The organism is Candidatus Nealsonbacteria bacterium, from assembly GCA_019923605.1.
In the GTDB taxonomy this organism is placed as follows: Bacteria; Patescibacteriota; Minisyncoccia; order Minisyncoccales; family CSSED10-335; genus JAHXGM01.
This window is the reverse complement of record JAHXGM010000003.1, coordinates 1-14,504: the sequence shown is the minus strand read 5'-3', so window position 1 is coordinate 14,504 and position 14,504 is coordinate 1. Positions and strand designations below refer to the sequence as shown.

Here is a 14,504-nt window from a genome sequence, read left to right as displayed (position 1 = left end):
TTATCCATGGAAAAAACCATAAGAATTAAAGTAATAGGAGTCGGTGGATCAGGATCAAACGCTGTTTCGAGAATGGCTAAATGCTCAATTGAAGGAGTTGAATTGATTGCGGTAAATACTGACGTTCAGGATCTTAAAACCGCCAAGGCAGATCAAAAAATAAGTATTGGTAAAGCTATTACAAATGGATTAGGTACTGGTATGAATCCAGCAAGAGCCGAGAGCGCCGCAGAAGAAGATAGGGAGAATCTGAAAAATATCTTAAAGGGTGCAGACTTGGCGTTTATCACTTGCGGAATGGGAGGAGGAACTGGAACTGGGGCTGCGCCAGTTATTGCTGAAATATTAAAAGAATTAGGAATATTAACTGTAGCAGTGGTAACGACTCCATTTTCTTTTGAAGGAAGGGAAAGGTCTTTAATTGCTAGCAAGGGAGTAGATAAATTAAGAGATAGAGTTGATACTTTAATAACAGTATCAAATGATAAAATTTTTAAGCTCATTGACTCTAAGACATCAGTTGATTCCGCTTTCTGGATGTGTGATGAGGTTTTAAGACAGGCAGTTCAAGGAATTTCAGACCTTATTGTTCTTCCAGGAATTGTGAACATAGACTTCGCTGACGTTAAGGCAATTTTAAAGAATTCTGGATCGGCATTATTTGGAATTGGAAGAGCTCAAGGTGATAACAGGGCAAAAGAAGCAGCTTTAGCCGCGCTTAACTCTCCATTGATTGATGTCTCTTCAAATAAGGCAAAAGGAGTTCTTTTTAGTGTTAGTGGAGGTGAAGATATAAGCTTGGCTGAGATAGATGAAATAGCTAAAGTTATCAAAGATCGTGTATCATCAGATGCTAAAATAATATTTGGAGCAGTCCAAGATGAGAAGTTGAAAAATGGTGAAATAAAGGTTACTATTGTAGCGACAGGGTTTCAGACTTAAAAAACATAGTCATAACAAGGTAATAGTTTTTCGCCTTGTTTTTTGTTCAAAATATCTTTATTAAAATAATGATGTGTACTTACACTAAACTAAAAATGAAAAAAACAGAGATTATCAAAGTCCAAAAAAGAAACAGAGAGATAGTTGATTTTAATAAAGATAAAATCTTTTCGGCGATCTTTAAAGCTCTTACAGCAACAAAGCAGGGCGGAGAGGATTTAGCTCAAAAAATTACTGACAAAGTAGTTGAGACTATGTCTCGAAGATTCAAGGAAAAAGAAGTGCCAAGCGTTGAACAAATTCAAGACATTATTGAAGAAATTTTTATACTTGAAGGTCTGGTAGAAACTGCCAAGTCGTTCATTCTTTATAGAGAGAAAAGAAGAGAAGTTAGAGAAACAGTCATTAATTTTGATGAATCTCTTGAGATGATTGATAAATATATCCAGGAACTTGATTGGCAGGTCAATGAGAATGCTAATATGACTTATTCTCTTCAAGGATTAAATCAATACACAATATCAAGAATTGCTAAAAAATATTGGTTAAATAAAATTTACCCTGAAGCTATAAGAAAAGCAGCTTGGGATCAAGATTTCCATATTCATGATCTTGATACTTTGGCCTCCTATTGTTGTGGTTGGGATCTTTATGATCTCCTCTTGAAGGGGTTTGGCGGAGTGCCTTCTAAAATAGAATCTACTCCCCCAAAACACTTAAGAACTGCTCTTGGTCAGATAGTAAATTTCTTTTTTACTCTTCAGGGAGAATCAGCTGGAGCTCAGGCAATGAGTAACTTTGACACTCTTCTCGCTCCGTTTATTAGATACGATAACTTAAGCTACAAGCAAGTTAAGCAGTCAATGCAAGAGTTTCTTTTTAACTGCATGGTTCCAACTAGGGTTGGTTTTCAAACACCATTTATAAATGTTTCACTAGATATTAAGGTTCCCGGATTTCTAAAAGAACAAGCAGTTGTTATAGGAGGAAAGTCCCAAGATGAAACTTACGCTGATTTTCAACCAGAAATGGATATACTAAATAAGGCCTTCTATGAGGTCATTATGGAAGGTGACTCAAAGGGAAGACCTTTTACTTTCCCTATTCCTACAATATCAATCGGTAAGGACTTTGATTGGGATAATCCAGCTCTTGATACAATGTGGGAGGCTACTGCTAAATATGGAATAAATCAATTTTCCAACTTCATTCTATCTGATATGAATCCGGAAGATTTCCGTTCTATGTGCTGTCGCTTAAGACTGGATAATACCGAATTAATTAAGAGAGGAGGAGGTCTTTTCGGATCTCAACCGCTTACTGGATCAATCGGAGTTGTTACAATTAACCTTCCAAGAATCGGATACTTATCTAAGACCAAGAGCGAATATTTTAACCGATTGAGTGAGCTTATGGATCTTGCCAAAGAAAGTCTTGAGATAAAGAGAAAGACCTTAGATGATTTCATTGAAAAAGGTCTTTATCCTTATTCACGTCACTACCTTTCTTTAGTTAAAACCATTAGGGGAAGTTATTTTGGCAATCATTTTTCAACTATTGGTATAATTGGAATGAACGAATCAATTCTTAATTTTATGGGGGAAGGTATTGGAACCAAGAAGGGTAAAAAGTTTGCAATGGAAGTTCTAGAATTTATGAGAGAAAAATTAGTTGATTATCAAAAAATAACAGGAAATCTTTATAACCTAGAGGCGACTCCAGCAGAAGGGACATCTTTTCGTCAAGCTAAGGCTGATCGTGAAAAATACCCTGATATTATTACAGCTGGAACTAAAGAGGTGCCTTATTATACAAATTCAACCCATCTTCCAGTTGATTATACTACCGATTTATTTGAGGCGCTTGATCATCAAGATGAATTACAATGTGCGTATACCGGAGGAACCATTGTTCATCTTTTCCTTGGAGAAAGACTTTCCGATGTGAAGGCAGTTAAGGGTTTAATTAAAAAGATATTTGAAAATTATCATTTGCCCTATGTAACCCTTACCCCTACTTTTTCAATCTGCCCTTCCCATGGTTATATTTCAGGAGAACACTTTACCTGTCCACAATGTGCCATTCAACAGCCCTGTGAGGTTTATACCAGAATTGTTGGGTATCATAGGCCTGTGAATCAGTTCAATATTGGGAAACAACAAGAATACAAAGAGAGGAAGGAATATAAAATAAAATAAAAAATTTATGGAAAACAAATGCCATGATTGTCAAAAAGAAATATTAGTTGAGGGGGACGAAATAAAAGGCGGATTCTTATTAGAATACGACGGAGGAATAAAAGTATTCAAATGTGAATCTTGCTACGAAAAAAGCCCGGCCCTAACTAATTTCCAAAAATGTGAGGTTTATACCAGAATTGTTGGGTATCATAGGCCTGTGAATCAGTTCAATGTTGGGAAGCAACAAGAATACAAAGATAAAACAGAGTATCGCTTGAAAGATTAATAGATGGACATTGGAGGATTACAAAAATCAACCTTGATTGATTATCCGGGTAAGGTTGCTTGCACGGTTTTTTTGGTTGGCTGTAATTTTCGTTGCCCATGGTGTTATTCACCCGAACTAGTTCTTCCCGATAAAATAACTCGTCAGTCATTTCTTGAAGAGTCATTGTTTTTTGAATTTATTAATAAAAGAAAGCATCTTTTGGATGGAGTCGTTATTTGCGGAGGAGAGCCTACGCTTTATCCAGAGCTTTCTGAATTTATTGCCAAGATCAAGGAAACGGGGCTGTTGGTAAAACTTGATACTAACGGATCTAATCCTGATATGTTAAGCTTTTTAATTAAAGATTCTTTAATTGATTATGTTGCAATGGACATTAAAGCACCTCTTGAAAGGAGTCGCTATAATGAGTCAACCGGAACTCTTGTTGATATTGATAGAATAAAAGAAAGTATTGATTTATTAAAAAGTTCAGATATAGACCATGAATTTAGAACAACTGTTGTTCCTGGCTTTCATACAGAAGAAGATATTATAAGTATTGCAAAGAGCATTGGTCCAGCAAAAAAATATTATCTTCAAGGATTTCGTGCCGAGAAGAATATGGATCCCTCAATGATTAAAACAAAGCCTTACCCAGAAGCTATTTTGAAAGAAATGGCTGACAAAGTTACTCATCTTTTTGATGATTGTAAGATTAGATAATAAATGACCAATTCACGCGCAATATATCTTTGCTTAATATCATTTATAGCAGGCATTTTTATAAATTCATATTTCCCTCTGGGCTGGATCATTATGCCGGCTCTTTTTATTTTTGGAGCCGGATTATTGGTTGTTTTTGGAAGCAGTACTAAACCTAGAAGAGCCTTAGTTTATGGGCTAATTTTAATATCATTATTTTTTGGCATTTTTTGGCATTCTTATTTTAATTTACGAGATGTTTCTACTCTTGCTGTTGGGTATAATGAATTAGATGCGTTAATTATTGAAGAGCCAGAAGTTAAAACAAATACTGCTCATTTAAAAGTAAGATCATCGGATGGCGAGAAGTTCCTTTTGATAACTGATAAGTATTTTGATGGAGGCTATTATGATTTAATCTCAATAAAGGGGGACTTCCATAAGCCTGAACCATTTGAAGGGTTTGATTATCCCGGATATTTAGCTAAGGATGGAATATATCTTCTTTCTTTTTATCCAGAAATAGAAGTTGTAGGTAAAGAAAATGCTTTTTTATTCGATAAAATATTAAGCTTTAAAGAAGAATCACGAAAAAAAATTTATAGATACTTTACAGAACCCCATGCTTCAATATTATCTGCACTGATTTTGGGGGACAATAATTCAATTCCCGACTCATGGCAAAATAGGTTAAGTGTTTCTGGTGTTCAACACATTACATCTGTATCTGGTCTTCATATAACAGTTTTGCTAATGGTGATAGTAAGTCTAGGAGTAGGCGTTGGTGTTAATCGAAAATGGTCATCGGTAGCATCAATATTTATAATATTTCTTTTTATTGCAATGATTGGTGGTCAACCTGCGGCGATGAGGGCCGGCATTATGGGAATAGCTTTAGTTATTGCTCAACTTTTGGGGAGAATGAGTGATAGTAACAGAATTGTTGTTTTTGTTGCTTCAATAATGCTCTTGATGAACCCATTTCTCCTAAAACATGATATTGGTTTTCAACTTTCTTTTATGGCAGTAATTGGAATAATTAATTATTCAGACTTCTTTAAATCATTACTAAAACCTTTGCCTGGATTGATGAAGGAAACGTTAGCAACATCTTTTTCGGCCTATCTTTTTACTTTTCCGTTAATCAGTTATTATTTTGGCGAAGTGTCTCTAATTTTTCCATTAACTAATTTATTAATACTACCTTTTGTTTATTGGATAATGATATTTGGAATAGGATTAATATCCCTTGGGTCACTAGGCCTTATTTTCGTGCCGTTAATTTGGATTCCGCTTATTTATTTAGTTAATGTCGTTTATTTCTTATCAAATTTTCCCGGAGCATCAATTGGGGTTAATTTTTTCAGTTCATTATTTATTTTTATTTTCATCTTTCTTTTAATACGTAATTTTGATAAAATAAGGGAAACATTTATGTTTAGTAAATTTACTAAAATATAACCATGAAAATATTAGTAGCATTTCATTCAAGAGGAGGGGCAACCAAAAGAGTCGCTGAAGAAATTAAAAGAACTCTAGAAGAAGATCGTCATCATGTAGATATTGAAGAGATAAAACCTATAAAAAATCACAGCTTTTTATCTTAGTATTATCTTAGTATTATTCAATCTGATGTTGAGATTCAGGAGCCGAAAATAAAAGATGTTTCAAAATATAATGTTGTTGTTCTTGGAAGTCCGAAATGGACAAGAGTTTCTCTTTCGATGGGAAGATATATTAGAGAATTAGAAAGATTAAAAGGTAAGCGTGTTGGTCTTTTCCACAACTGTGCTATATCCTAGCTTTGAGTGGTATCTTCTTTCTGCACATTCTCTTTTTTCTACTTTTTCTAAAGCTGTTTGGGATAAAGGAGGGCGAGTGATTGACTCAATCCTTCTCTCGGGTGTTATAAAAAAGTATAACGTTGACTCTAAATGGGGGAAAGAAGTGATAGCCAAGTTTTGCAAAAAAATAGTTTCACAAGATGAACGTTTTAAAGATAGTGTCCTCTTAAGGAGAGAGATTGATGATGTTCGTTTCTTGACAGTTTTCTTCTCAACACTTGCTTTTATTTTTATCTTTATCCAAGCCATACTTCCCGTTTTTGGTGAAGAGAGGTTGAGATGGGACCATTTTGGGATTATATTTTTGATTCTATCATTGGTTTCTTTTTTTATGGCAGGGGCAATTGAAAGGAAGAAAAAACCTTTTCTGGGTAAGTTTTTAGCAGCTTTCGTTCTTATTGCCTTATGGCACATTATTTTAGTTATTGCTCCTCAAGACGTACGCGGTGCACATATGGTTGGGTATGTAACAATAATTGCTTTTCTGGGGATATTTAGAAATATAGCCACAGTCCTTATAGCAGGAATATCGAGTTTGATAAGTTATCTAATATTATTTTATTTTTATTACCCTCATATAGTCCGCCTGCATCCAATGCCGGATATGGTATTTTTAGCAGTAATAATAGTTATTGTTATATTTGTAACTAGTAGCATTCAGGAATATTTTCTAGGTCTTACTGACGTTCAAGATGAGCTTGAAACATCAAGAATGAGCCTAGAGATTCAGGTTCGCGCAAGAACTAGAGAGCTAGAAGAATTGAGGGATGGATTAGAAAAGAGTATTGAAGAGAGGACAAGTGAGCTCAATAAAAAGGTAGAGGAATTTGAGAAATTTAATAAGTTAATCGTGGGAAGAGAAATGAAGATGGTAGATCTTAAGAAAAAGATAGAGGAATTAGAAAAAGAAAAGAAATCATAAAGACTGGAAAAAAAGATAGATTTAGGCTAAAATAACCTCATTATGCAAGAGAAGATTACTTTTCCTAAAGAATTTTTGTGGGGGACAGCCACTTCCTCTTATCAGATAGAAGGAGGTATTGATAATTCCGATTGGTCGGTTGATTTTCCTGCAGGAAAAGCATCTGATCACTATAATAAATATCGGGAAGATATTGAACTAATGGAAAAGATAGGCCAGAATGCCTATCGTTTTTCATTGGAATGGTCCAGGATAGAGCCAAGAGAAGGTGAATTTGATTTAAAAGAAATAGCTTATTACCGTGATATTTTACAATTATTGAAAAGCAAAAACATTAAGGCTATGGTTACGCTTCACCACTTCACTGTTCCTTTATGGTTTTCTAAAAAGGGTGGCTGGTCTGAGTCAAAAAATGTTGTTTATTTCGTTCGTTTTGCTCAAGCCATGATAAAGGAGTATAGAGAATTGATTGATTTCTGGATAACCATTAATGAACCGATGATATATTCATCAAAAGGATTTCTTAGCGGCAATTGGCCGCCGAAGAAGAAAAATATCTTTACTTTTAGAAGAGTTACACAAAATCAAATAAGGGCTCATAAAAAAATCTTTAGTCTTTTTCATAAAACTGATCCTAATGTTAAAGTTGGAATTGCAAATAATAATTGTTCTTTTGAGCCCAATAACAAGAAATCATTTTTGGATAGATTCTCAGTCTTTTTAGCCGAATCAATTAATAATGAGTATTTTTTAAATAAAATAGATAAGCACTTGGACTTTATAGGATTAAATTATTATTTCCATCGCAAAATAAAGTTTCCCTTTAGGGATATTTCTGAAGAGGGCCCTGTTTCTGATTTAGGATGGAAGATTTATCCAAAAGGGATATATGATGTTTTACTAGAGCTAGGAGAATACGGTCTCCCGATTTATATTACTGAAAATGGATTAGCCGATAAGAGTGATGAATTAAGAAAAGATTTTATTAAAGACCATCTTGTCTGGACACATCAAGCAATTGAAGAGGGGGTGGATGTCAGAGGTTATTTTCATTGGTCTTTAATGGATAATTTTGAATGGGACAAAGGAATTGAACCACGTTTCGGGCTAGTTGAAATTGATTATAAAACTCTTGAGCGAAAAATACGTCCAAGCGCTGACTATTATTCTGAGATTTGTAAAACGAATAAAATACTGAAATAAATGTCTTGGTTAGCTATTGTAATATTTGATTTTTACGGGGGTCTCATTGGCTGATAAGTATTTATTGACCGTACGAAATTAACCAGAGATATGGGATTCACTAAAAATTATTGAAAAAGAATGGAAAATTATTATCTTAAAGTGTCAAGATATACGGACCTAGAGGATCCAAAAGAAAGAATAATTTATAGATTCTTTGAAATGCTCCCTGGGTTATTATCTTGGACAGTATTAATATCAGCGGCGTTTTTTTCTTATATGGTGCCCTTGTGGGCGGCGCTTTTTATTATTGTTTTTGCCATATTTTGGTTTTTAAGATCCATATATTTCTCATTTCACTTAAGGAGTGGGTATAAAATGATGAGAAAAAATGAAAAAGAGGACTGGGTAAATAAATTAAACTTATTACCCAAAGAAGAGTATTCATTACCAGTTTCTGATTGGAGAGATATTTATCAATTGATAATTATACCAACTTATGAAGAGTCAATAGATATTATAAGAAATACTGTCTCATCAATTATAGAAAATGATTATCCTTTAGACCGAATGATTATAATTTTAGCCATTGAAGAGCGAGCGGGTAAGGATGCTCGTGATATGGCTAACCTTGTTAAGGAGGAATTCAGCAGCAAATTATTTAAATTTTTAATAACGGTTCATCCTAAAGATATTCCTGGTGAAATTGCCGGCAAAAGCTCTAATGAAGCTTGGGGCACAAAAGTAGCCAAAGATGAAATCATTGACCCATTAAAGATTCCTTATAAAAATATTATCTTAACATCTCTTGATTCAGACACTTTTGTTTATCCAAAATATTTTAGTTGTTTAGCTTATTACTATCTTAAATCAGATAATCCAATTAGGACTAGTTTTCAGCCAATACCATTGTATATTAATAATATTTGGGAAGCCTCAGCTATATCTCGTATCTTTGCTTTCTCGTCTACTTTTTGGCACACCTCAAATCAAGAGCGTCCAGAAAAATTAATTACTTTCTCTTCTCATTCTATGAGCTTTCAGGCATTAGTAGATATTGGTTTTAAGCAGACTAATGTTGTTTCTGAAGATTCGCGTGTTTTTTGGCAATGCCTTCTCAAGTTCAACGGCGACTACAAAGTAGATCCGATTTATTATCCGGTTTCAATGGATGCCAATACTGCGCCAACATTTATCAAGACCATGATAAATATTTATAAGCAAAAAAGACGCTGGGCCTATGGAGCAGAAAATATACCATATTTTCTTTTTGGATTTTGGAAGAATAAAGAAATACCTTTTTCTAAAAAATTTATATTTGGCTTTGAGGTAATTGAAGGTCAATTAATATGGGCTACAGCACCAATTCTTATATATGTCCTCGGTTGGCTGCCGATAATATTCGGTAGAGGAGAATTTACTCAAATGGTAATTTCTTATAACCTGCCTATAATGTTGAATCGTGTTTTGACTTTGGCTATGTTTGGTTTAATTGGATCGGCATATTTAAGTATGACTCTTCTGCCTCCAAGGCCACCCAGTTATGGTAAGCATAAGGCGGTGATATTTTTTCTTCAGTGGTTTGTAATTCCATTTACAATGATATTCTTTAGTGCGTTACCTGCTCTTGAAGCTCAAACCAGGTTAATGCTTGGTAAATATATGGGTTTTTGGCCAACGCCAAAATTTAGAAAATAATTTTTAACTATATGTTAAGACTTTTAGAAAGTTTCAAATATGCTTTCCGAGGAATGAAATATGTTCTTAGAGAACAAACCATTAAAATACTTTTAGTCATTGCTTCACTAGTGATTATTTCAATGATTTATCTAGGAGTTTCTTCTATTGAAAAAACGGTTCTTCTTTTGACTATAACAGTAGTTCTAAGTCTTGAAATGATTAATTCTCAAATTGAAGATGTTTTGGATATTCTTCAGCCAACTCTTAGTCAAAAAGTCCGAGCCATAAAAGATGTTTCAGCCGGAGCAGTTTTATTGGCCAGTCTGGGAGCTTTGCTAATAGGATTATTAATATTTCTTCCTTACGTTATTCCATTATTGGGCTTTTAATGTTTAATAAAATAATAGATATCTTTTTTCCATCTTTTTGCATTGGATGCAGGAAAGAGGGAAAGTATGTTTGTGATAGATGTAGTCTCTTTTTGTCTGAGGCCAGGTTATCTTGTCCTGAATGTCATAAGTTTAATTATAATGGCAAGACTCATAATAAGTGCCGAAAAGATTCATCTTTAGATGGATTAGTTTCTTTTTGGGACCATGAATTTTTAATAAAATCATTAATATCTAAAGCCAAAGATGACGGGTGCTTTGATATTTTAAAAAAACTTGTCCAAGAATCGTTTCAGATAATGACCAATGACAAGAGATATTATCCTTTTCTTGAATTTCTAATTTCCAGTGATTTAATTACTTACATTCCAGCGAGTAAAAGGGAGAGAAGAAAGAAGGGATTTGATACAAATGAGGTAATTGCCAGGGAAGTCGGAAGGATATCAAATATTAATGTTATTCCCTTGATATCAAGAAATGGAGAACATTTTATCTATAATAATTCTCCCTTTTCCAAGATAGTGTTAGTGGATGATTGTTGGTTTAGTGAGTCTGAAATAATTAATTGTGCTCCATCTTTAAAGAAAATGGGTGTTAAAAGGATCTATGGATACACTCTTTCAAAGGGTTCATAATAATTATTGGTCTTTTTGTAAAATTAAGATAGAATAAGTCCAATGGAAAAACTAAAGATTAATAACAAAAAAATATCCGCCTCATCGTTATTGATAATAGTTTTGTTCTTTATATTTTTAACTGAATTCTTGATTATGATGTTTGTCTTGAAACTATATCCTTTTCTTGGGCCCATTGAGCATGCATTGATTAATGGCGCCCTTTTAATTATTATAACCACCCCCTTTTTTTATTTTCTAATATTTAAAGTTATAACAAAGAAGGAAAGAGAAGAAGTCCCAAAAGCTTTGAATAGGATAATTGATGGTGTTGTTTATTCTAATAAGGAAGCAGAATCAAAAGTAGAGGAGCAAACTAAGAATTTAATTTATCAAAAAAATGTCATTTTACAAGAACTTAAAGAAGAGAAGAAAAGAACAGATAGAATCACTAAAGATCTTCAAAAATTCAAATTAGCAGTAGATGGAGCATCAGATCATATTGTTATAACTAATCCAGGGGGGATTATTATATATGCCAATAGGGGGGCAGAAAGAATTACCGGATATTCTCCCGAAGAAGTAATGGGCACAAAAGCTGGTCATCTTTGGCAATATCCGATGGATAAAGAATTTTATCAAGAATTATGGGAAACCATTAAGGTCAAAAAGAATGTTTTTCACGGAGAATTAAAAAATAGGAGAAAGAATGGTGAAGTTTACGATGCTTTAGTGACTATTTCCCCGGTTCTAGATGATTCGGGTGAAATATTGTTTTTTGTGGGGATAGAAAGAGATATTACTACTATAAAAGAAATTGATAGAGCTAAAACTGAGTTTGTGTCTTTAGCCTCTCATCAACTAAGAACACCTCTTTCAAGCATAAATTGGTATACTGAAATTCTTCAAACGGATAAATCTGAAAATCTTAATGATAACCAGAAAAAATTTATACAAGAAATTTGCGATGCTAATAAAAGAATGATAGAATTGGTCAATGCTCTGCTTAACGTTTCTCGTATTGAAATGGGAATTTTAGCTGTTGAGCCAAAGGAGGTTGATTTCAAAGAAATTGCTAAAAGCGTAATTAAAGAATTAAAAGTTCAGTCTAAAGAAAGAAAGATAAAAATTGAGACTGAATATGATAAAAATTTGCCATTAGTTAATGCTGACCCTAAGTTAGTTAGAATAATATTTCAAAATCTTTTATCAAATTCCATAAAATATACCCCAGAGAATGGAAAGGTGTCGTTAAGATTAGGTCTTGAAGAAAAATTTTCAGACCATATATTGATTAAAGTATCTGACGATGGATACGGAATTCCAGAACATCAAAAAGAAAAAATATTTACTAAATTATTTAGAGCTGATAATGTAAAGGAAAGAGATACTGAAGGTACTGGCCTTGGACTCTATATTGTAAAATCAATTGTAGATAGTTTTCAAGGCAAAATATGGTTTGATTCAGAAGAGGGCAAGGGAACTACCTTTTATGTCTTAATTCCGACAAGTGGAATGAAAAGAAGAGAAGGAAGTAAGGAGTTAATATAAAAATATGAAAAAAATTCTTATAGTCGAAGACGAAAAATCATTGCTTGAAGCACTGAACCTTAAGTTTAGTGGTGAGGGGTTTGAAGTAATACAAGCAAAAGATGGCATAGAGGGTCTAGAGTCAGCCCTAGCCAAAAGACCCGATCTTATTCTTTTAGATATTATTATGCCAAGGATGGATGGCATAACGATGCTAAAGAGACTTCGAGAGTATGATTGGGGAAAAGATGTACCGGTAATTCTTCTTACTAATCTTGGTGATTCAGAAAAGATTGCAGAGGTTATGGAATATGGAGTCTATGACTACTTAGTAAAAGCTGAGTGGAAAATGGAAGAATTAGTGGAAAGAGTAAAAGGCAGGCTCAATATTTAATAATTTTATTTTTGAAATAATTAATTCCTCTTTTTAGGATTTTCCCTTAGATTATGAATAAAAGAATAACATCTTTTTTTATATTATTATCTATTTTCTTATTATCCCTTACTTTAGGGGTTCTTTTAAGTGATAATGTTAAAAAAATATTTGATACAGAGGCTGAATTATTGCTCATAGAGGATAATGATGAAAAATACCAACCTTTCCTATCTCATGAAGAAACAGTAATAAGTGTAGTTGAAAACGTTTCCCCTGCTGTAGTTAGCATTGTGGTAAAAACAGATATAGCTAGTAACTTGTCAGAATTTGATAGATTTTTTGGTTTGAGATCGCCGCGACAAAGACAAGAAATTAGTGGAGGAACCGGATTTATCATCTCTGATGATGGAACTATTCTTACGAATCGGCACGTTGTAGAAAATGAAAATGCGAAATACTTAGTATTTACAAATGACGGTAGCAAATTTGAAGCAAAGGTATTAGCTCGGGATCCAATTAATGATCTTGCGATAATCAAAATTGAAAGCGATAAGCCATTTGCTACAGTAAAATTAGGAGATTCAGATAAGATAAGAATTGGGCAATCCGTTGTTGCCATTGGTAATTCTTTGGGGGAATTTAGAAATACGGTTTCAGTTGGAGTTGTTTCTGGTCTTGGAAGATCAATATCAGCAACTGACGGCCGTACGGTTCAGGTATTAGAAGATGTTATCCAAACTGATGCGGCTATTAATCGAGGTAATTCCGGAGGGCCCCTTCTTAATTTAAGGGGAGAGGTTATTGGGATAAACACAGCAATGGCATTAGATGCTCAGAATATAGGTTTTAGTATTCCGATAAATAAGGCCAAAAGAATGATGAAAAGTATTGAGACTTACGGGGAAATAGTTTATCCTTTTTTAGGCGTTAGATATATTATTTTAAATGAATCAATTCAGCAAGAAAATAATCTGTCTGTTAATTACGGAGCTTGGGTTAAAAGAGGAAATCAGGGAGAGAGAGGTGTTGAATTAAATTCAGCGGCTGAAGATGCCGGCCTCCAAGAAGGCGATATTATACTAGAATTTAATTCACAAAGGATTGATAAATTTAATTCTTTAGCTAAAATAATAATGAAGTACTATCCGGGAGATGAAATTGTCCTTACAGTTTTAAGGAATGGCAATAAATTGACTTTAAATGCGGTTTTGGGCGAGAGGCGGTTTTAGTTCTTTTCAAATTAAATATTGAAAGGAGGGAATCGTAAATGAATACCAACAAGTATATTCGTGGGTTTCGCATTAAAGCAAATATTTTTAATTAAATCTGGGACATATTTTACATCTATCTCTGTAATTCTCCTTGTTTCAGTGGAATCTTAATATATTTATGCTTCAATTTTCTAATACGATATTTTCTAACTAACCCCTCTTTTTTAATGATTTTTTGAATTGTATTTTTATTAACCACTATATTCTTTTTTTCTAGCTTCCAAAACAATTTTTTAGCACAAAGATTAGTTTCACTTAATTCAATAATTCTTTCTTTTATTCGGATGGGTGTTTCACTTGGATTGGTCTTAGGTCTAGTTGATTTTGGTTCAACTCCTATCTCACATACTTCCTATAATTAGAAATCCATCTTTCTAACGTTCTCTTCCCATTAGGGCATGCCTTGATTATATCTTTTAATTTGACCTCTCTATTGAAGATAGATAATATAACCCATCTTAATCTTTCTTTTTTAATTGTTTTTGGCATATTTATACACATATACCCCTACCTCTACCTTAATGGTTTGAAGTAAAAACCGCCATATGTGTATGGATATTACCAATAATAAATTATCGTTTGAATCGCCAGATAGACTCCTTGA

The 14,504-nt window shown here is 33.5% G+C and carries 15 protein-coding genes; 14 read left to right on the top strand and 1 reads right to left on the bottom strand.

Annotated elements, in window-relative coordinates; genetic code table 11:
• Positions 1-6 precede the first annotated feature (6 nt).
• The 14 genes from ftsZ to KY054_00760 all read left to right on the top strand — a co-directional run bounded on the left by ftsZ (position 7) and on the right by KY054_00760 (position 13,858).
• Positions 7-942 (top strand): cell division protein FtsZ, encoded by a 936-nt coding sequence (gene ftsZ, locus KY054_00825; GenBank protein MBZ1356302.1) that lies wholly within the window; start codon positions 7-9, stop codon positions 940-942.
• A gap of 95 nt (positions 943-1,037) precedes the next feature.
• The gene (locus KY054_00820; protein MBZ1356301.1) at positions 1,038-3,140 is read left to right on the top strand and encodes a ribonucleoside triphosphate reductase; all 2,103 of its coding nucleotides are present in this window, start codon (positions 1,038-1,040) and stop codon (positions 3,138-3,140) included.
• A 7-nt stretch (positions 3,141-3,147) separates the two neighbouring features.
• Positions 3,148-3,408, top strand: a complete 261-nt coding sequence (locus tag KY054_00815; protein ID MBZ1356300.1) for an anaerobic ribonucleoside-triphosphate reductase — start codon at positions 3,148-3,150, stop codon at positions 3,406-3,408.
• A gap of 3 nt (positions 3,409-3,411) precedes the next feature.
• Positions 3,412-4,113: an anaerobic ribonucleoside-triphosphate reductase activating protein gene (locus KY054_00810; GenBank protein ID MBZ1356299.1), complete on the top strand. Its 702-nt coding sequence runs from the start codon at positions 3,412-3,414 to the stop codon at positions 4,111-4,113.
• A gap of 3 nt (positions 4,114-4,116) precedes the next feature.
• Positions 4,117-5,553 (top strand): ComEC family competence protein, encoded by a 1,437-nt coding sequence (locus KY054_00805; protein ID MBZ1356298.1) that lies wholly within the window; start codon positions 4,117-4,119, stop codon positions 5,551-5,553.
• A gap of 2 nt (positions 5,554-5,555) precedes the next feature.
• A complete protein-coding gene (locus tag KY054_00800; protein ID MBZ1356297.1) occupies positions 5,556-5,699 on the top strand; it encodes a hypothetical protein in 144 nt (47 codons plus the stop codon).
• Between the two features lie 181 nt (positions 5,700-5,880).
• Complete coding sequence (locus tag KY054_00795) at positions 5,881-6,858, top strand: hypothetical protein (GenBank protein MBZ1356296.1); 978 nt, start codon at positions 5,881-5,883, stop codon at positions 6,856-6,858.
• 42 nt (positions 6,859-6,900) lie between these two features.
• Positions 6,901-8,061 carry a glycoside hydrolase family 1 protein gene (locus tag KY054_00790; protein MBZ1356295.1) on the top strand — a complete coding sequence of 387 codons (1,161 nt, stop codon included), beginning with the start codon at positions 6,901-6,903 and terminating at the stop codon, positions 8,059-8,061.
• 120 nt (positions 8,062-8,181) lie between these two features.
• The gene (locus KY054_00785) at positions 8,182-9,738 is read left to right on the top strand and encodes a glycosyltransferase family 2 protein (protein ID MBZ1356294.1); all 1,557 of its coding nucleotides are present in this window, start codon (positions 8,182-8,184) and stop codon (positions 9,736-9,738) included.
• 11 nt (positions 9,739-9,749) lie between these two features.
• Positions 9,750-10,109 (top strand): diacylglycerol kinase family protein, encoded by a 360-nt coding sequence (locus tag KY054_00780; GenBank protein MBZ1356293.1) that lies wholly within the window; start codon positions 9,750-9,752, stop codon positions 10,107-10,109.
• Positions 10,109-10,744 carry a hypothetical protein gene (locus KY054_00775; protein MBZ1356292.1) on the top strand — a complete coding sequence of 212 codons (636 nt, stop codon included), beginning with the start codon at positions 10,109-10,111 and terminating at the stop codon, positions 10,742-10,744. The genes KY054_00780 and KY054_00775 overlap by 1 nt, the downstream gene beginning before the upstream one ends.
• Positions 10,745-10,786: 42 nt before the next feature.
• The gene (locus KY054_00770) at positions 10,787-12,274 is read left to right on the top strand and encodes a PAS domain S-box protein (GenBank protein ID MBZ1356291.1); all 1,488 of its coding nucleotides are present in this window, start codon (positions 10,787-10,789) and stop codon (positions 12,272-12,274) included.
• Positions 12,275-12,278: 4 nt separating this feature from the next.
• The gene (locus KY054_00765; protein ID MBZ1356290.1) at positions 12,279-12,647 is read left to right on the top strand and encodes a response regulator; all 369 of its coding nucleotides are present in this window, start codon (positions 12,279-12,281) and stop codon (positions 12,645-12,647) included.
• Positions 12,648-12,700: 53 nt separating this feature from the next.
• Positions 12,701-13,858, top strand: coding sequence for a trypsin-like peptidase domain-containing protein (locus tag KY054_00760; GenBank protein MBZ1356289.1), 1,158 nt, complete (start codon positions 12,701-12,703; stop codon positions 13,856-13,858).
• Between the two features lie 378 nt (positions 13,859-14,236).
• On the opposite strand, the gene KY054_00755 is transcribed toward KY054_00760, so the two are convergent.
• Positions 14,237-14,389 carry a hypothetical protein gene (locus KY054_00755; GenBank protein MBZ1356288.1) on the bottom strand — a complete coding sequence of 51 codons (153 nt, stop codon included), beginning with the start codon at positions 14,387-14,389 and terminating at the stop codon, positions 14,237-14,239.
• Positions 14,390-14,504: the final 115 nt, after the last annotated feature.

Bases quoted from the DNA above. Each gene is read 5' to 3' on its own strand.
- KY054_00815 (MBZ1356300.1), top strand. From the start codon at position 3,148: ATGGAAAACAAATGCCATGATTGTCAAAAAGAAATATTAGTTGAGGGG.
- KY054_00765 (MBZ1356290.1), top strand. From the start codon at position 12,279: ATGAAAAAAATTCTTATAGTCGAAGACGAAAAATCATTGCTTGAAGCA.
- KY054_00790 (MBZ1356295.1), top strand. From the start codon at position 6,901: ATGCAAGAGAAGATTACTTTTCCTAAAGAATTTTTGTGGGGGACAGCC.
- KY054_00755 (MBZ1356288.1), bottom strand. From the start codon at position 14,389: ATGCCAAAAACAATTAAAAAAGAAAGATTAAGATGGGTTATATTATCT.
- KY054_00760 (MBZ1356289.1), top strand. From the start codon at position 12,701: ATGAATAAAAGAATAACATCTTTTTTTATATTATTATCTATTTTCTTA.
- KY054_00820 (MBZ1356301.1), top strand. From the start codon at position 1,038: ATGAAAAAAACAGAGATTATCAAAGTCCAAAAAAGAAACAGAGAGATA.
- KY054_00785 (MBZ1356294.1), top strand. From the start codon at position 8,182: ATGGAAAATTATTATCTTAAAGTGTCAAGATATACGGACCTAGAGGAT.
- KY054_00810 (MBZ1356299.1), top strand. From the start codon at position 3,412: ATGGACATTGGAGGATTACAAAAATCAACCTTGATTGATTATCCGGGT.
- KY054_00800 (MBZ1356297.1), top strand. From the start codon at position 5,556: ATGAAAATATTAGTAGCATTTCATTCAAGAGGAGGGGCAACCAAAAGA.
- KY054_00780 (MBZ1356293.1), top strand. From the start codon at position 9,750: ATGTTAAGACTTTTAGAAAGTTTCAAATATGCTTTCCGAGGAATGAAA.
- KY054_00770 (MBZ1356291.1), top strand. From the start codon at position 10,787: ATGGAAAAACTAAAGATTAATAACAAAAAAATATCCGCCTCATCGTTA.
- KY054_00805 (MBZ1356298.1), top strand. From the start codon at position 4,117: ATGACCAATTCACGCGCAATATATCTTTGCTTAATATCATTTATAGCA.
- ftsZ (MBZ1356302.1), top strand. From the start codon at position 7: ATGGAAAAAACCATAAGAATTAAAGTAATAGGAGTCGGTGGATCAGGA.
- KY054_00775 (MBZ1356292.1), top strand. From the start codon at position 10,109: ATGTTTAATAAAATAATAGATATCTTTTTTCCATCTTTTTGCATTGGA.